The sequence below is a fragment of the Amycolatopsis sp. WAC 04182 genome, assembly GCF_003947465.1.
Lineage (GTDB): Bacteria > Actinomycetota > Actinomycetes > Mycobacteriales > Pseudonocardiaceae > Amycolatopsis.
In genome coordinates, this window is sequence record NZ_QHJJ01000003.1 from 1,162,335 (window position 1) to 1,180,387 (window position 18,053).

Below are 18,053 nucleotides of genomic sequence, written 5' to 3' on the forward strand. Positions count from 1 at the left end.
ACGTCACTAGGCATCGTCGTCTTCGTCGTCCTCGTCATCGTCGTCGTCCACGCGGCGGCTCGTGACGCGGGTCGGCGGCGGCTTTTCGTCCACCGCGGCCGGCTTGCGCGCGGCGAGCGGATTGACGTCGGCGATGTGGCCCGAGACCGACTCGACCGCGTCGTTCATGATCACCTTGACGTCGTGCCGGTTGACCAGCTTCTCCTTGATCAACATGTCCAGGACGTCGCGCGCCTTCTCCGAGTTCCTGTCCTTCTCCCGCAACACCAGTTCGATCACGGCCTTGGCGTCCTCGCCGTGTCCGGCGAGCACCAGGGCGAGCATGCTCATGTTGTCGGCGCGCAGCGCCTCGATGTACATGTCCATGCGCTGCTTCCTCAGCGCGAGATCGTTCTCTTCCCTGAGCATGGACAGTTGCCGATCGTGCGCGGTGACCCGCAGTTCCTCCACATGCCTGCGCTGCCCGGCTTCGGGATCGATCAGCACGGAGCAGCGGTCGATCACCAGCGCCGAAGACACGACGATCGGCTTGCCGTGGTAGATCGCGTTGATCTCGGCCTCCGCCATGGCGTTCTCGGTCAGCGAGAACTTGCGGGTCACCGGGCGCAACTGCCCCTCGAGTGCACGCTGCACCTGCCCGACCGGGTCGTTCAACCCGGTCCGCACCGCGATGATCGGGTCGGAAACCCGCCAGCTGACGTTCACGGTGGCGGGGAAGCGAAACGCTTCCTCCTTGGACGGCAGTTCGAGCGGGATCACGTCGTCGTGTGTGGTGAGGTCGACGGAGTACATCTCGCTCGGCGTGCCCAGCCAGACCTCGCCCATCGTCATCCTGTTGACCGCGAGTTCGTACGTACCGCGCCTGGTGAGGTAGACGATGGCCGTATGCCCCGACGAGACCGGATTGACCTTGCGCAAGCTCGCCCGGTTGACGTCCAGGGTGCGCACGATCTTGCCGTCGTCGGCGGGCTCCTCGGTCATTTCACGATCCTTTCGTCGAAGTGCAGCAACAACGTTCGTACGGTCCCGGCCAGGCTCCGCTTCATGGAAGCCAGGTATTCGAGGTGTTCGCGGATGCTTTCGAGCTCACCGGATTCCCTGCCCACGTCGTAGAGGAACCGGGCGAGCGGCGCACGAAGTGTCTGATCACGCCGCGCCCGCCGGACCCAGTTGTTGATCCGGGCATAGCCTCCGTGCATGAATCCCGCCGCGATCAGTACCCGGCCGAACAAAGTGAGAACCTGCTGCCGTTGGTCGGCGTCCTGATCGGCCACCCACAGGAAGATCGGCCACTCTTCGGCGCTCTCCACCACTTCCACGTCGTCCATGAAGCGCGAGATGTAGATCAAGGCCCTCAGACCGGTCTCGCGTCGTTGCGGGAACTTCTCGTCCGCCGTCCAGTTCAGCAACGCCCGCAGCACGGCCGGTCGCTGTTCCGGTTGCCGGAAGAGCCGGCAGATGCTCTCCGCGATCATGAAGGAGAGGACCAAATCGTCTTGCCTCGCCGCGTATTTCAGCAAGGACAGAACTTTCTCCGGGCTCATCGCCTCGGTGGTGCCCAGAGCCTGTGCCGCGGTTCTCCGCAATACCATCGGCATGGTCGGCTTCTTTATCCAGTCGGTGAGCAGCCGGCCGATCAACCGGCTGAGCGCCGGGTCCCTGCTGGGCAACTGCAAGGCCGCCGCGGCCGCCCAGCGCGGATCGTAGCTGTCGGTCGTCGCCCAGGCGCTGATGATCTTGCTGTAGATCGACGGGAAGTCGTAAACGCTCAGCAGGCCGACGGCCACCGCCGCGCGCATGCTCAATCGATCGTTGTTCTGCTCGCCGAGTTCGGTGAGCCATTCCCTGACGATCTCGAATTCCTCGCTGTACTGGGCGCAGATGTGATCCAGCAGCCACCGCGGGAATCGGTCGTCGTTGAAGCGGACCTTCCGGACCGCCACGTCGCCGTACTTCAGTTTCAGGGTGTCTTGGACCAGTTCGGCCTTGGCTGCCTCGAGTCGCTGCGTCAGCGAGGTTGTGAACAGCGGCTTGGCCCGGTCGAAGCGACGTGGGACCTCCACCGCCTTGATCCGCTTGGCGAGGATGGCCGCCGCGTCGGACACCAAGGTCACCGTCTCGTTGTTGAGCACCGCCAACGCGATCACGAACGCTCGCTGCTCCGGGTCGGACTGCTCGTCGAACCACTCCAGGAAACCGGTCTGGGTCACCCGGGAGTACCGCTCGCGGACCCGTTCGAGGTCGATGCGGTCGTGTGCCACCTCCACCAGCAGGGCGCCGAGTTCGGCGAGTTCACGCGGCGGAACGTCCTCAGTGATCTCGGCGATGATCTCCTTCACATCGGGGCGGGAGAGCAAAGCACCGGCCGTGCTCTCGATGGACGATCCACGGAGACCCCATTCGACATGCCTGGTCAGCAGGGTCCGCGGCTCGATGGTGCCGAGCTCGTCTATGACGAAGTCGTCCACCTCCCGCGGGGGAAGCGGCACGGTCTCGCCGACGATGACGATCATCATGCAGCCCTTGTCACGCATCAGCTGACTGAGCTTTTCCGCGTGGAACAGCCGGAGCCCGGCCGCTTGATCCGGGTCGAGTGACTCCAGCAGGTAGCCGTGGGAGTCCTCGAAATCGTCTGCTCCGAGCGCCTTCAGCCTGGTGTCCGGATCGAGTTTGCGTACCCCGGTACGGCAGGTCTGATCGAGCAGGCGCAGCGCGGTCGTCGTGCGCCCGGAGCCACTACGCGCCCTGACGAAGACGAGCTGCCGGGACTCCAGGGCGTCCTTCAGCCGTTGGTAGCCCGCAGGTTCCACAAAGGACGCGCGAATCCGGTCGAGCAGCGTGGACGAGACAGGTCCACTGCGTAAAGTCGCCTCGAAGCGGCCAGGGGCACCGGACGCGTGATTGTCCCCGAGAGTGGCGACCGAGGTGGTCCCGAAGAAGATGTTGTTCGTGCCGGGCCCGCCGAGTCGCAGCCCACCGTCGCCGAGCAACGCCCGCAGGGCCTCGTCGAAGTTCTGGTTCACCTCCCTCCACGTCGCCGGGTCGGTGTCCTGCTTTTCCTCTTCCGGCGCACTTTCCTTGGTATCGCCCGGAGGTGTCGGCTCCGTCGCCGGTGCCGGTTCCGGCGGAGCGTCCGGCTCTTGCGGCTCGGCGCCCGTCTCTTCGGGCTCGTCCGCCCCCTCCTCCGGGGTGACGTCTTCGTCGTCAGCCATTCGAAACCCCGTAGTTGTCGCCCAGGTGACCGACCGAGGTCTGACCGAAGAAGGTGTTGGTCGTCGTCTTGCCCTGGCTCTCGCGTTTCGGTTCCCCCGGAACCGGAGGCTTCGGGTAGCCGGGCACCCGCAGGAAGAGCGCGCTGCCGTCCGGCTGGGTCACCTGCCGGTAGCTCGCCGCGCCGGCGCGGCCCGTCCGGAGCACGTGGTCGTGGACGCGTTGTGAGGCGACGACCACGCAGTCCGCCTTGGGCGCGGCCGCCAGCGTCTCGTCCACGACGGCCGCGGTGACCGACGCTTCCGTCGCGGTGACGTCGAGGCACCGCAGGCCGTTGCCGGCGGGCACCTCGCCTTCGTGCACGCCGATCCTCAAGGTGGTGCCCGGCAAGCGGGCGAGCCGTTCCTCGGCGACCGATTCGAGTGCGGGAACCAGTTCGGCCATCACCTCGGACACCGTCCGCTCCGACAACGGGATCATCGTCGTGCTGCGGGTGGCCGTCGCCGACCGCAAGTCCGGCGGTACCTCGGCCCGGCACCGGGTGAGGGCGAGTTCGAGTATCCGGTCGAGGCCCAGGTCCGGGTTCTCGGTGGCCAGGACGAGAATGGTCCCTTTGACGGTCTTCAGGCCCGGTGTGCGTCCCATTTTCGCGACGAGCTTCCGCACGAGTTCAGCGGGCGAGGTGTCCCTCGCGTCGACGTAGCCGATGGTTTCCCGGAGTCCTGGGATCTTCGTGTCGTCGAACCTGACCGGCAGGATGTACGCCTCCGCGCTGCGAATGGCGCGTGCTTGCGCGGAAACGCGTTCGTGGTTCGGCCAGACCTTGCGCGCGAAATCGGCGGAGGCGAACAGCAGGCAGAACCGGGACTGGTAGTTGTACACCTCGTCGAGATGCGTGTAGGTGTCCTCGCCCCACATGTCCACGGTCTTGTACTCGTCGAAGAAGACCTTGACGCCGTCCGCCTCGAGCAGCTCGGCGACTTCCCTCGCGTAGTCGCGTTGCTGACCGGCGAAGGACAGGCAGACGTCGTACCGCTGCTCGGCGGATCGATGGTGGTCGGTCATGCACATGCTCCTTGGTGTCCGGATCAGCCGACGTCGCCGACGATCTCGGTGACGGGCGATTCCTCGGCGAGTGGCTCGCGGGCGAACAGGGCCAGGTCGGACCAGACGATCGGCGGGGTCGCGTCGAGTCGCGCGGAATGCGCGGTGACGGGCTCCTCGGCCAGATCCGGTGAGCCGATCGGCGTGGAGATGTCCGTGTGGTCCGGGCCCAGCGCTTCCGGCAACCAGACCCGCGTCGCGTTCGTGACGGCGCGGTAGCCGGACCCCGCGTTCCAGTACCGGCTGTTGAACGTCCCTTCGCCCGTCGCCCGAAGACCGGTGAAGAAGGCGACGGCCGACGTCGGTTCGCCGCCGACCGGCGAGACGGTCGGGAACAGCTCTTCGAGCCGTTGGCCGGGAAGCTCTTCGACGACGTGTGCGCGGATCTCCTCGACGAGGGTCTCCTCCGCCACGCCCTTGCGCAGGTCCGCCCACAGTGCCCGGCGGGCGGCGGGCTCGGTGTCCGGATCCGGCCGGGGATCCGCTTTCGCGAGGCCCCGGTCGAATTTGAGCGCGGACATCGATTTCGCGACGGTTTCGGCGTGCAGGCCGGAGAGCCAGCCGCCGGTGAACACCCGGCCGCCGACGATCGCCGTGAGCCGTGCCAGCGTCGGCGGGGCGATCTCGGCCGTCGCCACCCCGAACGCCCACGGCCGGGGCAGCGCCGCGAGGTCGACGGGCGCCCCCGTGGGTGCCGCCGCACCGTCGCAGCCGGAGTGCGTGAACATCGCGATGGTCATGGCCACCTCCTGGTATTCACCACAGGCGGTCGTGAGCCGGATCAGTTCCGCGGCCTCGTGTTCGGCCGCGCGGTGAGCTTCCTCGTATTCGGTCGTGAGCCGGATGAACCCGCGCGCGTCGGACAGCCACAGACGGAGCCCGTAGGTCATGACGAATACCGAACAAACGACGAAGCCCCCAACGGAGCAGCCGGCGAGTAGCGCGGCGTCAGACCAGTCGAGCCTTTCGGCGAAGCCTGCGATCAGGCCGCCGACGGACCCGGTCAAGGCCAGCACGCAGATCACGAGCCAGGCCCACCACAGCCGCGTCGTCAGCGTGAAACTCGCGGACAACGCGGGCGGTGCCGCACGCAAGCGCTTCAACGCGGCCAAGAAGGCGTTCTTCGCGGCGTTCGCGTCGTCGAGCAGACGGACGCCGATCCCGGACAGCAGCGAACCGGGCCGCTCGGCCTGCCATTCACGTAGCGCCTTCTCCGAGGCAGGCGGCGCCGGGCTGATCGATGCCGGGCCGAGAACCTCGCGCCGTGCGCCGGACAGCGGTTCCGCGCAGCCGTCGGGGAGTCGTCCCGCGTCGGCCAGGCCGAAGGCGAGCTGCCGCAAGCGCGTCCACTCGTCGATGAATCCGCCTGGCCTGGCATGCCTCGCGACGTCGGCGAGCAACGCCCGCGCCAGATCCACGGTGCCCTTGGTGATCTCCAGATCGGGCAGCTTCCCCGTGTCCAGGTCCCGGTCGTCGAGTCCCACCACCGCACCGGTCTCCGGTTCCACCCGGAGCCGCTGAGCGAACCGCTCGACCCGGTCATGGGCCCCGTCGGTGACCACCGAGCCGAGTTCTTCGCGCAGTTCGGGGAACCGGCCGAGGACGAACAGCCCCAGCAGCCGAAGCACCTGGCCCGGCGTGATCCGCAGAAGCCGCCGGCTTCGGCCGGCATACGGCGCACGGCGTACCCGGACACCCGGTCCGGCCAGGAACTCGACAGTGGCACGCTCGACGATTCCGTCCGGATCCGCGGCGGGCACGGCGTTCGCGCGGAGCGCCACCCATTCCGGATCACGGCGATGGGACAGAATCGCACGCACGAGTTCCGCGGCGATACCGTCGCCGCGTAGTGCCCGTGCGTGGGTGCGCACCAGCCGAACCCGTGGTTCCTGGTGCCCCGCACCCGCCACGTCGTCGTCGAACGGGGCACCGTCCATACCCGGCCAGATGCCCCCGATCGTGGCGACGGCGAGGGCGGCGTGGGCCGCCAGATCCTCGGCGGCATGGATTTCGCGGCTGGTGTGAAGAGGATCCACACCGTCCTGGTCCACCACGACCGCGGTGGTGTCCCATCGGTTGGAAAGCACCGATCTGGGCACCTTCGCCGCGCCTGTCGTCGGCACCAGAACGCCCACTGTGGACAGTCGCTGGCCGTGGCCGAGATGGCGCTCGATGAGTCCCTTGATCCGCAAGGAAAGCGCGACCGATGTGGAGTCGCTTTCGTTTCCGGTCAAGGTCTGCAGGCAGAGCAAGCGCACCCGGTCGTATTTGACCGCCGCCAGCGCGTCGAGCAGCGGGACCGGTTCGGTGTCCTGGTCACTGCGGCGCACCCAATGCCTGCCCTCCTTTTCCTCTTCCCACCACAGAAACGGCCGGACGAGACCTGCCGCTGCCCAGCTCAGCAGCACATCCCTGGCTTCCTCCGCTCCGATGACGACGGCGATGGTCCGCACCGGCTCACCCCACATCGGACGGATCGATGGTTTCACCGTTGACCACGGCATCGTGGAAGGTCGTGAGCGCACTCCAGATGTCTTCCCGGATCTCCCACGCGCGCGAGACCCCGAGGGCCGACGCGGCGTTCAGCGGGAGTTCGCGGAACTCGTCGTAGTGGTCCTGGTACTTCTGCACGTACTGGAGCGCGAACTTCACCCGATCCTCCGGTGAGTCGTGCCTGGTTCCCGCGACCTCCGGTTCGGGTGTGGGCGCGCCCGCGCCGGTGAGCCCGTCCGCCAGCCAGCGCGCGAGCTCACCCCGGTCACTGAGTTCGTCCTGGCGCTCCAGCGACTCGCCGAGCTGGATCAACCGTTCGTACGGCGCGGAATCGGCGACCCCCACGACGGTGAGCGCCACGGATTCGAGCACCGCGGGCAGCCACTCGTTCAACTTGCGGATCTTCTTGCCCAGCAACGGGAAGGGGAAGTTCGCGTAGCCGTCCGAGGTCCACACCGCGGTGGGTACGGTGCGCAGGTCTCCGCCCTCGCACTTGATCTGGTTCAGGAAACGCGCCAGGAACCAGCCCCGCACGATGGCGCGGCGGACGGCGGGAGGACACGGCACGAACCACGGCAGCCCCCTCGCCCGGCGCCAGGTCCAGAAGCCCCCCATGTTCGGCTGGTTCTTCTCCTGCTGCCACTGCGCGGCTATCGGTCGCGTGAGCGAGGAGATCACCGCGGGCTGGACCGGCGCGTCGAGGAAGGTGAAGATGTCGATCCGCTCGGTGTCCCGCGTCCCGAGCAGCTGCCCGAAGTCGGCGTCACTGTGCGAGGCGAAGACCTTTCGTGCGGCCTCCTGCCCCGGATGGCCGTTCGGGAACGGCAGCGGTGTCATCACCTCGCGGTAGCCGACGGACCGCTGGTGCACCCGCATCAGGGCAGGCGCGTCGATCGCGATCAGCGGACGCGACAGTTTCACCGCCTGTGCCAGCAGATTCCGGAAGTGCTCGAGCCGGAGCTCGTGCTCCTGGCGACGGTCGCTCCGCTCGGCCAGATACGTGCCGAGGGTCTGGCCGAGATACCGGGCCATCGGGGTGTCCGGACGCCGGATCCAGTCGCGTGCCCGGTCCCGCAGCGCGGGCAGGCCCAGCCCGGTCTTGAACTTGGCGGCGGACGGGCTCTGCGCCTGCCGCAACCGCGCGTCGCGAGGCACCCAGCGCTTCGTCGTTTCGATGGCTCGTTGATCCTGCCCGGCGATCACCGCACCGCGCGCCCGGACGAGCGCGTTGCCGTCGTTCTCCTCGTTCGACTGCGCACGCAACAGCCGGGTGAATTCCTCGGGGTACGAACCCACCCGCTCCAGCACGAGCTCGTTGCCCGCCGGGTAGTACGAGCCGGGGACCGGCGCGTCCTCGACCGGCCAGCCCGGCACGGGCGACGGCTGGACCGACGAACCCGCGCGATCCGCCTGCAACCCGTCGAGGCCGCCGACGAGCGCCGTCCGGAGCGGATCGAGCAGGTTGTCCCCGATGTCGCGGATGAGCTCGATCGCCAGTTCGTGCACCAGCACTTCGGTCCAGTTGTGGAAGCAGTCGATCGCCGCGTCGACCGCCAGTGTCACCTTGGGGTGGTCGGCGGGCAGTGTCGTCGTGCCGGCGAGCGCCGCGCTGACCCGGCTGTTCATCTCGGAGACCATGCGTTTCTGGCTGTTCAACTCGTCGACCAGCTCTTTGACGACGACTTCGGTGAGCTCGGTCTTGACCTGCCTGAGCACGTCGACCACCACCGGACCGCCTTCGGCCGCGAGCAGTTCCGCGGTCCGCGCTTGGACGATCTTCTGCAGATCGCGGATCCAGGCGGTCGTCGCCTCGAAGTAGCGCGCTTCGCAAGCGGCGAACTCCGCCGTCCACTGTTCGGTCATACGCTCGGTGACCCGCTTGGCCACCAGCCGCGCGTCGGCCTTCGGCGGCCATTGCGCGCGCACCTTGTCGAGCAGCTTCGGCCTGATCCGCGCGCGGACGTCGTCGCGGGCCTGGTCACTGCTCAGGCCGCCCCGGATCGCGTCGAGGATGTCGTTGCGGTGCGGTCCTTGTTCATCGAGGCCGCAACCGGAAAGGAAGCCCCGGACCGACACCTCCACCCGGTCTTGCCGGGCTTTCTCCTCATTGATCACCTTTTCGTCGGTGACACGCCAATGACCGGAGAGCACGTGTTCGATGGCCTCCCTGGTCAGCCGATCGGTGCTGTACCCGGCGAAGCGGTCCAGCCCGATGCCGACCGACGCGCAGCCGAAGGAGCTGAGCGGGATTTCGGTTTTGTCCCCGGTCAGTCCCGTCCGATCCGGCCCGTTGGCGCGCGACGCCCAGTTCCCGATCTCGTAGCTGGAGAACCTCGACTGGATCTCGGGGCTGGTGGCCCACACGGTCATCCCGCGGGCCACCGCCTCGTACACCTCGCCCTGGTCGGAGTAGTTCACCTGGCCGTTGGTACGGCCGATCAGGTAAGGGATCCGCGGTCCGCGCGTGGTGATCCGGTCGACCGCGGCCGCGCCCGCCGCGCGCAGGAACGAGAACTCGTCCTGCGACGACGCCTCCCCGTTCCACCGGCCGTTGAGCAGTTCGCAGACGGTCGCCAGCGCGTTGGGGTTGATCCCGGCGCGGTCCGCGGGCGACAGTTCGTCGAAGACCTCCGGCGTGTACATCACCGAGACCAGGCGGCCCCGCACACTCGGTTCGAGCTGCCCCAGCATGTCGCAGACGTCGAGGAACAGGCCGGAGCCCGAGCCGCCCGCGAGGGACGTGACCACCACGACCTGCGTCGGGTTCTGACTGGGCACACCGTCGCCGGTCAGCCGACGGCACACCTCGCTGAACTCTTCGTTCGCCTGTTCACTGTGGAGGGCGTTGACCGCGGTGCGAAGCCGTTCGTGTGCCGCGGCCATCCGCGCGCCGAGGATGACGCGCCCCACCGCGCGGAACCGGCCCCCGCCGGACTCCGGCGCGACGTTGCACTCGTCGGGATCCGGCCGCCAGCCCGCGGTGTGCCGGACCACGGAATCGCCGCGCGCACACAGCATTTCGTCGACGTCCCGGTAGGTCAGTCCCTCGACCGCCAGCCCGACGTAGTCGCTGGGCGGCAGCAACGGGATCCGTTCCGGCCTGCGGTCCTGTTCGAGCGGCACGTCGATGTGGACGAGCTGCCACGCGGCGGGCATACCTCCGTCGTGACCGCGTTCCGCGAGATACTCGAGCAGTCTGGCTCGCAGCATCCGCAGCGTCACCCCGCCCGATCCGCCGACGCCGACGACGAGGAACTTCTGCAACATCAGGTTCTCCTAGAAATCACTGGGGCGGGATGAACGGTTCGGGCTCCGGCGCCGAGGCCGGCACCGGACCGGTCTCCGTTGGCTTGATCCGGTCGGCCGAATTACGGACCTCGGCGGGCACTTCCGTTTCGACGGCTTCCAGCAACCGCGCGAGCTTCGCCCCGATGTGGAAATCGGTCACGAAAAGGTGCAAGGTCGCGCGGAGCGGGCCTTGGGTCTCGGGAGGCACCTGGTCGACGACGAGCACCCAGGTCTGACCGAGGTCGAAACCGACCCGGCCCCAGTCGGCCTTCTTCCGCCGTCCGCCCGCGGCGGTGAGGACGGCGGCACCGCCGGCGCGGACGGTTCCGTAGGGCAGGGTCCACGGCAGCACCGGGATCCGGCGTCCGAAACTCAGGACGCCGGAAGCGAAGCCTTTGCATTTCTCGCTGGGAGCACCGTCGAGGTAGCTGAACGACTCCACGTCCAGCACCTCGCGGAGTGGTCTCGCCGTCGCGGCGTCACGGACGTCGATGCTGGTGACCTCCACCTCGCATTCGGCGTGGCGGATCTGCCCCGGATCGAGGTACCGCGCGGCCCACCGATTCAGCAGCCAGAGCAGCACGAAGGGCAGGAGCACCCCACCCACGACGATCAGGAGGAACAACGCCCACTGCGTGACGGCGTCCGGCGCACGGTCCATCTGGAACCGCACCGGGACGGTCTGTTCGCGGGGGGATTCGCCGTCCGCGGTGAGCGTCGCGGTGAACTCACCCTGCGCTACCCCACTGCGCACGTTTTCCGGCGAGACCTCGACGGAGATCTGCGCGTTCTGCCCCGGTCCGACGCGCACACAGCGCTGCGGATCGGTGGCGTCGGGAGTGAACGTGGTGGTCATCGCCCCGCTGTTCGGCGGGGTCCGCGTGAACCTCGGCGTGAACCAGACACAGCCGTTGCCGCCACGTCCGCCGGTGATGGTCAGTGAGCCGGTCGTCGTACCGCTGTCGAGGATCGGCGGCAGCTCCAGTGCGCCGGTGACGGTGGGATAGGCCGACGGAGGTTTCACCGTCACCTGCCGCGTCACCGCGCGCGGTTGCAACCGCAGACCGGACGCAGTCACCACGTCGAGGGTCACCTTCAACGTGGCGACCGAGGAGACCGTGGTGTCGGGCATCGCGAACCCCGCGGTGTACGCACCCGCGGCTCCGGGGGTCACCGGAATGTCCGCCGACTTGCCCTGCGGATCGGTCAACGTCGCGGAGATCTTGGCGGAGCGCACGAAATCGGCCGGAGTGCGCGGCGATCCCGCCGTGTCGGTCACCCGGATCCGGAAATCGGTGCGCTTCCCCGCCTGGAACTCGGGCGCCTCCGGTTCGATCACGGGGACCAGGCCGCCGAACACGGTGAGCTGTGACTGCGCGATCGCCGCCGGATTGGTTCCGCCGGTGTCGACGAACCGGACGGTCCAGGTGCCCGCCCAGGCCGGTGCCGCCGCGGGCAGCCGCCCGTCGACGACCAGATCCGCCGCCGTCAGCGCGGATACGGTGAGTTCGGCGCCTCCGATGGTGAGCGGGCTTCGCTGATCGGCGGTCAGCCGGACGGTGTTCCCGGCGGGCGGGGTCAGATCCACCGCGATCCCGGGGCCGCCGAGTTTGAGCAGCAGGTGGAATTCGCGTAGGGACTGATCGAGGGTGAAGCGCTGAGCACAGCGTTCGTCCGCGGGGGACGCGAGCGCGCACACGGTGACCGGATGTGGCGGCGGGACCGGAGTGCCTCCGAGCGCCTGTGCGATCGCCGAGTCGAACGCGCTGCGCAACTCCTCGAGGCCGCCGACGGCCACGTAGTCGCCGGGCGGGCTGTTCGACTCCCCGCAGCGGGTTCCCGGCGCGTCCCGTTCGGCGATGGACTGCAGGAACCCTTGCTCGCGGGTCGCCAGCCCGAGCGCGACGATGGCCGTGCCCGCCGCACGAAGCTGATCGGTCAGCTGACCAGGCCCACAGAGGAAGTCCTTGCCACGAGCGATGATCGTGTCGAGGTCGGTGCGGCTCGCGCCGCGACTGTAGGGCCGATCGAGGTTTTTCGTGGTCAGCTCGTACATCCCGTCGGTGAACAACAGGAGAAGACGGCAGGGCGGCTGTGCCCCGCTCGCGGCGTCCTTGCGGACGAACTCGTTCTGCGCGCCGAGCAGCGCCGTGGCGAAGTCGGTGTCGTTGGCTTTGTCGCGTTCGGCGAACCCTTTGGCCTGGCCCTCGAGCTCACCGATCGTCGAAGGGTTCAGCTCACGCCACGGACCGGCCGCGAACGAGGTGCCGAATCCCGCGAGCTGCACTTCTATCGATTTCTTCGGCGTCGCTTCACCGGTCGAGCCGTACCTCGAAAGCGTCCGCAGCATGCTCACCAGCGCGTCGACCCGATTCGCGTCGGCGTCCGTGCTCTTGAGGCTTTTGGATTCGTCGACCAAGGCCAGTACGGCGAGTTTTCCCCGTGCGGTGAAACACGAGGCGACCTCGCTGTACGCGGTCGCCGGACCGTTCTGCGCGGAGGCACCGCCCACCGGTGAGAAGCTCGTCAGGACGACGACCAGCACCACCGTGATCAGCCGGGTGAACCGGGACATCAGCGCACCGCCAGTTCCGTGGCGATCGACCAGGCGTGTGCCCCGGAAGCGCCAATTCCGCCCAGCAGCACCGTTGACCAGCCGAACCTGGCCGAAGTGGACGCCAGGTACACCACATCCGGTGCGGTACGCCGATTCATGTCGACCTTCATGAATATCGCGATCAGTCCGGCGCAGACCACCGATCCCAGCAGGTAACCCGAGAGGTGGCTGCCGAAATCGCCGAAGAGGAGCAAGATGTACGAGCCTGCCACCGAAAGCACGGCCAGCAGCAGAATCGCCATGGGCGGCTTCTTCTCCTGCCATGAGTCGGCGTATTCATCGTTCATCGCGGACAACCATCCGTTTCCAGTCACCGGGCCGGGCCACCACATAGTCGATTACTCCGAACGCCACATCACGGTTTGGTCAGCCTTTGTCCAGAAGTTGTCCGATGTGACGCGGCGGCCCGATTTCTGGACGCCGCGCCGCGCGTTTGGTCAGAACTTGGACAAATATCCGTGCTTCTGGTGAATCCGATGGCCGAACAGGGCAGGGTGGGAATTCGTTCTCGATGGCTGCCACCGGCAGCGCCGAGCGCGGCACCAGTCGACGAGCAGGCACAAGCAGAGGAATCGAGCGCTGATGCACGAACACCGTCCCGGTGCGCCGATCGACGCCGACCTGCCCGCGAGGGTGCGGTGGTCCCCCGGTTTCGTCGGCAGGCGTCCGCAACTGCGGGCGATCCACGACATCCTGTGCGGCGACACGTCTCCCGCGGTGCTCGTGATCACGGGCGCGCCGTGGATCGGCAAGAGCAGCCTCGTCGCGGAGTACGCCCGCTTCCGCCGGAACACCTACCCGGGCGGGATTTTCTGGCTGGGCCCCTTCGGACAGCATCCCCCCGAGGATTTCCTCTCGCGGTTCCACCTCGACCTGGCACGCGTCGTGACGGAGAAGTTCGGCCTCGATGTTCGAGGAGTTCCGTTCACGAGGCTCCGGCAAGTCGCCGCGGACCGGTTGTCGGTGACGAGGGCGCTGGTGGTCATCGACGACCTGCCGGTGGACCTGCCGCCGAGCGTGCTCGACCAGTTGCCGATCCCCTCGGGACAGGTGGCGACCTTGTTGACCAGCCGGGCCGAGAAGCGGGCCTGGTGGGCACCGTCCATGGAACTCGAAGGGCTCACGCCACACGACAGCCTGGAGTTGTTCTCGGCGGCGAAGGCACCGGTGGACCGGGAGGACAGGGAAACCGTGCTCCGGTTCGCCGAACGCTGTTCCGGCCGCCCCGGCGTTCTCCACAGCGCGGCGAGGGCGATCGCCGACGGGCTCGAAGTGAAAGCGCTGGACGGTCGCCCGCACGATGTCGCGACGACCGTCCGGGACGAACTCGACCGGCTCGATCCGGCCGCGCTCGCCGTCCTTCACGTCGCCGCGGCACTCGCACCGGTGCCGGTGCCGACGCGGTTGATCTCCGAAGTGCTCGGCTCGGCGACCGAACCACCCATGCCGCCCTTCACCGATGTGGCCGACGGAGGCTGGCAAGTACACGACATCGCGCTCGCCGTACTTCGCGAGGATCCCGCACGGCTCGCGACATTCGCGTTCCGGGCGGAACCGTTCGTGCTCGACTGGCTGAAGCACGATCATGGTGATCGCCGGGACTTCCTGATCCAACACGCCGAAGCGGTGGCCGAATGGCCCGTGTCGCACCGGGTCCGGTTACTCAGGCCGACCGCGGACGCCCACGAGCGTCTGGGTGATCTTCCGGCGGCGGGCGAAATCCGCGCGAGGATACTGGCTATCCGGCCGGACAGCCCGGAGGACTTGGCAGCGGCGGCACGGGTGGAGCTCGGCTGCGGACTGCAGATCGAAGCGGTGAACCATGCCGGCAGGGCGGCCGCGCTCGCCGAAGCCGATGAACGAGTCCGTCTCCGGGCGAAACTGATCGCCGCACAGGCGTTGGACGAACTGGGGAGATACTCCGAAGCGGAACAAGGTTTCTGGAATGAACACGCTCCCTCGGCCGGTGAAGTCGTCGCCGACGAGGAAGGCTTTCGCTTGGTGCTGGCGACGGCCGTCGCGTATCGGCTGCGCGGCGAACCGGCTGACGCCGCCGCCTTGATCGAGACGGCACTGGGTGGCCCGTGCCGCGATTTCACGGAAGCCACGGTGAAAGCGAAGCTGGAATGGGCGCGGGCTTTGCACCTGGCCGGGCGACCGTCGAAAGCCAGAGCCGTCGCGGGCGAGGTCGTCGACGCCTACCGGACGACGGGGCGTGAGTGGCATCCGGAGTGCCGGGAAGCGCAAGCCGTCCACGCGGAAGCAGTACTCGAACTCGACTTGTCCGAGCTGAGACCCGCCGCGCAGTCCTGGGAGTGGTCCGCGAGCAGACTTCGCGAGGTCAAGGCCGGCTACGAAAAAGACCACGGTCGCGACCATCCGCTGACGCTGGCGGCGGCCGTCCGTGCGGACCGCGCGCTGCTCTCGCACGGACAACCGAGACGCGCGCTCGCCGCACTGACCGTCACCGAACGGAAGATCGCCCGTGTGCTGGAGAACGACCATCCGCTTCGCTGCCGGGCCCGGCACGGGATGGCGCTGGCGCACGGCGCGCTCCGAGAATTCGGGCGACAGGCGGACATCCTGGACTCGATACTGGAACCCCAGATCCGGCTGCTCGGGGTCGGTCATCCCGAAACCATCGAGACTCACCTCGACCTGGCCATCGCCTTGGCGTTGTCCGGCCGGGTGACCGGGGACCGTGAGGTCGCGCTGGTCGAGGCCGCCCAACGCGGCCTCGACGGCACGGCGAGATCGGTGGCGAAACTTTCGGCGAAGGCGATGACGGCGAACTGGGTCACCCGGCTGCCCAAACCGGTACTGTCGCACATCACCACCGTCGACCGGCTCCCCTGAAATCAGGAGAGCAACGGCTCCGGCCAATTCCATTTGACGCCATAGGCGAACCCCGGATCGAGGTTTTCGAAACGGACATGGACCTCGCCCGCTTCGTTCACCGGAATGCTCGTGCCTTCGGCGATCGGATCCCGGGCGTCGTCCTGGAGGGCCTTGTTCAACAGGACGACCTCGCGAGGTGCCCGCTCGCTGCCGAGCCGCACGTGGAGGTCGAAAAGATCGCAGGGATGCCGAGGGACGCACACGTAGTGCGGCTCGATCCTGGCGCGGAATCGCAAGGCGATCTCATGCCGGTCGCCATGGTTCAGCACGTTGGGCAGTTTGAGCGCCAGCCCGAATCGGTCGGAAGACTCCATCCTCCGGCCGGTGAGGATCCCGCCGTGGAAGACCTCGACGTCGAGATCTTCCTTGTGCGCCTTCGCCCTGGCCGAATCCGGTGCCGTCACGGTCAGCGCGAGATCGAGTTCGGTGAGGGCGTCGGTATCGGACACCACCCGGCGGAATTCGAAGGCTTCCGGCACCGGCCTGTCGACCGCGAGCGCGACCCGCAGTTCCTCGGTGTGCCATTGGTACGCGACACGTTTCGCCTCGGAAACCGGCCGCAGCATGCCGATCGCGAATTCCGCGAGCTGCGCTATTCCTTCATCGATCCGCCGACGCGCCGTACGGTCGTCACGCTCGATTCTGGTGGCCGCCCAATGCACCCGGTCCTGATAGAACGGCATCCGCGCGTCCGGAGCGAGCCCGAACGCCGCGAGCACGACCGTCCGCAGATCGTCGGGCAAGTGGGCACTCAGTGCCGTCAGCCGTGCGGAGATCTTTTGCCGGACTTCGGTGACTGCGTCCCCGCTTCCGAGCTCGCACACCATACGGAGAGCGGGGCCAACCCGCTCGGCCAGCTGTGGCATTGCCACTCCGCGACCTTTGCGCAATATCTTCAGCTCACTGATCAGGTCGCCTTTGCTGACGTCCACAGAACCTCCCCTGTCTGTCACGTGGCTGCACATCCTGGCGAGTCGAGGAGGCGGTTGTCCAGTCGATCTTGGCGGAGGTCCGGGAGCCGAGCCTCGCCGGCCGGTTTCCTGTTGACAGGCAACAGGAAACGCTTGTCGCGAACCCGCGGTGAGTGAAACCATTCAAGAGCGGCAACGGAAAAGGCGACCGATCGGTAAGGAGTCGGAATACTCGATTCACCTGATCGTACCGCCGTGAATTCCGGTGACCGCGGCCGGTTGGCGTGGGACAAGAGGGGGGCACGCCAACCGGCTCCGGTCGTCGACCCTCACCGGAATCCGCTACGCAATCCGATGCCCTCCGGGGTCGTCCGGCTCGGAATTCGTGGATCGCGACTTGAGTCTCCACCCACTGGAGCCTTTACCGTCGCTTTCATGACGATCACCGTTCTCGACACCTACCCCGCGATGCGAGCGATCCTGCGCGCGCCGCGCGCGGACCGCGCCGCGATGCTGAAGGCGATGGTCGAACCCGCCGCCGGGATGTACCGCTACTTCCCCGGCGAGGTGGACCTCGTCGCGATGCACGCGATGAGTTCCGGATTCCCGCTCGACCGCGACGAGGAACGCTGTCTGGAGGCGCTCGAAGCCCTGCACGAAGCGGACGCCTGGAACCGGATCCAGCGGGCGCTCGACGACGCCGTAGCCACACAGCTCGCGGCGACGCCCGGGCTGACGGTCCCGGACATCACCGTCCTCACCGTGCTGGGTGACCCCGGCGACCAGCACTACCTGGGCCCGAATCTGGGGATGACGGCGAACGGGAGCGTCTCCGGCTACATCCTCCTCAACTTCTGGCCGTATCCGGAGAATCTGGCGCGGCTCGAAGCCACAGCGGTCCACGAGCTGAACCACAACCTGCGCTACAGCCCCGGCGGGGTGATCTGGGATCCGGCGACGGTCACCGTCGGCGAGCAGATCGTGTCCGAGGGCCTGGCCGACGCGTTCGCCCGCCAGTTGTACGGCGACGAGCTCGGCTACGCCCGCATCGGTGTGCCGCATCTGCACGACGACGCCGTGTTCGCGAAGGTCGTCTCCGGACTGGAGATCACCGGCATGCGGAACTTCACGGCGTGGGTGCACGGCGACGAGACCGCCGCCCGCTACGGCGCCACCCCCGTCGGCCTGCCGACCGGCGCCGGGTACGCGGTCGGCAACCGGCTCGTCGACGCCTATCTGGCCGCGACGGGCCGGACCGCCGCGGAGGCCCTGCTGGCGGACCGCCGCGACGTCATCGACGCCGCCCTCGGCTAGGCCGCGTCCTGTTGGCGGGTCTCCGCACCCCGGTGTCGCGAAAGCCACTTTCGGGACATCAGGCGTCGCGAAAGTGGCTTTCGCGACACACTCCGGCGGCACGACCACGTGCGGGACGCCACCGCTGACCCCACTGTCCACCAAGGGCTCGACCCGAGAGGAAACCGTGAAGGCCTCCTTGCCTACCCTGACGGTAGGGAAGGAGGCCTTCACGGCCT

Annotated in this window: 11 protein-coding genes; 3 read left to right on the top strand and 8 right to left on the bottom strand. The window is 67.8% G+C overall.

Features of this window, described 5'->3' with window-relative positions; genetic code table 11:
• Positions 1–6 precede the first annotated feature (6 nt).
• Genes DMH01_RS19160 through DMH01_RS19190 form a run of 7 tightly spaced genes read right to left on the bottom strand, consistent with a single transcriptional unit; the run spans position 7 to position 12,954 of the window.
• On the bottom strand, positions 7–981 hold the full coding sequence (locus DMH01_RS19160; RefSeq protein WP_125678569.1) for a hypothetical protein: 975 nt from the start codon (positions 979–981) through the stop codon (positions 7–9).
• Entirely contained in the window at positions 978–3,212 is a 2,235-nt protein-coding gene (locus DMH01_RS19165; protein ID WP_125678570.1) for a hypothetical protein, read from the bottom strand. Before DMH01_RS19165 ends, DMH01_RS19160 begins: the two co-directional genes overlap by 4 nt.
• On the bottom strand, positions 3,205–4,275 hold the full coding sequence (locus DMH01_RS19170) for a toll/interleukin-1 receptor domain-containing protein (RefSeq protein ID WP_158633243.1): 1,071 nt from the start codon (positions 4,273–4,275) through the stop codon (positions 3,205–3,207). Before DMH01_RS19170 ends, DMH01_RS19165 begins: the two co-directional genes overlap by 8 nt.
• Positions 4,276–4,298: 23 nt before the next feature.
• The gene (locus DMH01_RS19175) at positions 4,299–6,767 is read right to left on the bottom strand and encodes a hypothetical protein (protein WP_125678574.1); all 2,469 of its coding nucleotides are present in this window, start codon (positions 6,765–6,767) and stop codon (positions 4,299–4,301) included.
• 4 nt (positions 6,768–6,771) lie between these two features.
• Positions 6,772–10,074 carry a tubulin-like doman-containing protein gene (locus DMH01_RS19180; protein WP_125678576.1) on the bottom strand — a complete coding sequence of 1,101 codons (3,303 nt, stop codon included), beginning with the start codon at positions 10,072–10,074 and terminating at the stop codon, positions 6,772–6,774.
• Between the two features lie 16 nt (positions 10,075–10,090).
• Positions 10,091–12,670 carry a hypothetical protein gene (locus DMH01_RS19185; RefSeq protein WP_125678578.1) on the bottom strand — a complete coding sequence of 860 codons (2,580 nt, stop codon included), beginning with the start codon at positions 12,668–12,670 and terminating at the stop codon, positions 10,091–10,093.
• A complete protein-coding gene (locus DMH01_RS19190; protein ID WP_125678579.1) occupies positions 12,670–12,954 on the bottom strand; it encodes a hypothetical protein in 285 nt (94 codons plus the stop codon). Before DMH01_RS19190 ends, DMH01_RS19185 begins: the two co-directional genes overlap by 1 nt.
• Between DMH01_RS19190 and DMH01_RS19195 the strand changes: the two genes are divergently transcribed.
• Together DMH01_RS19195 and DMH01_RS19200 are read left to right on the top strand one after the other, a co-directional pair.
• Positions 12,953–13,183: a hypothetical protein gene (locus tag DMH01_RS19195; RefSeq protein WP_125678581.1), complete on the top strand. Its 231-nt coding sequence runs from the start codon at positions 12,953–12,955 to the stop codon at positions 13,181–13,183. The genes DMH01_RS19190 and DMH01_RS19195 overlap by 2 nt on opposite strands.
• 111 nt (positions 13,184–13,294) lie before the next feature.
• Complete coding sequence (locus tag DMH01_RS19200) at positions 13,295–15,568, top strand: ATP-binding protein (RefSeq protein WP_125678583.1); 2,274 nt, start codon at positions 13,295–13,297, stop codon at positions 15,566–15,568.
• 2 nt (positions 15,569–15,570) lie between these two features.
• Here the strand turns inward: DMH01_RS19200 and DMH01_RS19205 are convergent, their stop codons facing one another.
• The gene (locus tag DMH01_RS19205) at positions 15,571–16,353 is read right to left on the bottom strand and encodes a hypothetical protein (protein WP_233621590.1); all 783 of its coding nucleotides are present in this window, start codon (positions 16,351–16,353) and stop codon (positions 15,571–15,573) included.
• 603 nt (positions 16,354–16,956) lie between these two features.
• Between DMH01_RS19205 and DMH01_RS19210 the strand changes: the two genes are divergently transcribed.
• Positions 16,957–17,835, top strand: coding sequence for a DUF2268 domain-containing protein (locus DMH01_RS19210; RefSeq protein WP_125678586.1), 879 nt, complete (start codon positions 16,957–16,959; stop codon positions 17,833–17,835).
• Positions 17,836–18,053: the final 218 nt, after the last annotated feature.

Excerpts from the sequence above, each read along its gene's own strand:
- DMH01_RS19165 (WP_125678570.1), bottom strand. The coding sequence starts at position 3,212 with ATGGCTGACGACGAAGACGTCACCCCGGAGGAGGGGGCGGACGAGCCC.
- DMH01_RS19180 (WP_125678576.1), bottom strand. The coding sequence starts at position 10,074 with ATGTTGCAGAAGTTCCTCGTCGTCGGCGTCGGCGGATCGGGCGGGGTG.
- DMH01_RS19160 (WP_125678569.1), bottom strand. The coding sequence starts at position 981 with ATGACCGAGGAGCCCGCCGACGACGGCAAGATCGTGCGCACCCTGGAC.
- DMH01_RS19200 (WP_125678583.1), top strand. The coding sequence starts at position 13,295 with ATGCACGAACACCGTCCCGGTGCGCCGATCGACGCCGACCTGCCCGCG.
- DMH01_RS19170 (WP_158633243.1), bottom strand. The coding sequence starts at position 4,275 with ATGACCGACCACCATCGATCCGCCGAGCAGCGGTACGACGTCTGCCTG.
- DMH01_RS19185 (WP_125678578.1), bottom strand. The coding sequence starts at position 12,670 with ATGTCCCGGTTCACCCGGCTGATCACGGTGGTGCTGGTCGTCGTCCTG.
- DMH01_RS19190 (WP_125678579.1), bottom strand. The coding sequence starts at position 12,954 with ATGGCGATTCTGCTGCTGGCCGTGCTTTCGGTGGCAGGCTCGTACATC.
- DMH01_RS19195 (WP_125678581.1), top strand. The coding sequence starts at position 12,953 with ATGGGCGGCTTCTTCTCCTGCCATGAGTCGGCGTATTCATCGTTCATC.
- DMH01_RS19210 (WP_125678586.1), top strand. The coding sequence starts at position 16,957 with ATGACGATCACCGTTCTCGACACCTACCCCGCGATGCGAGCGATCCTG.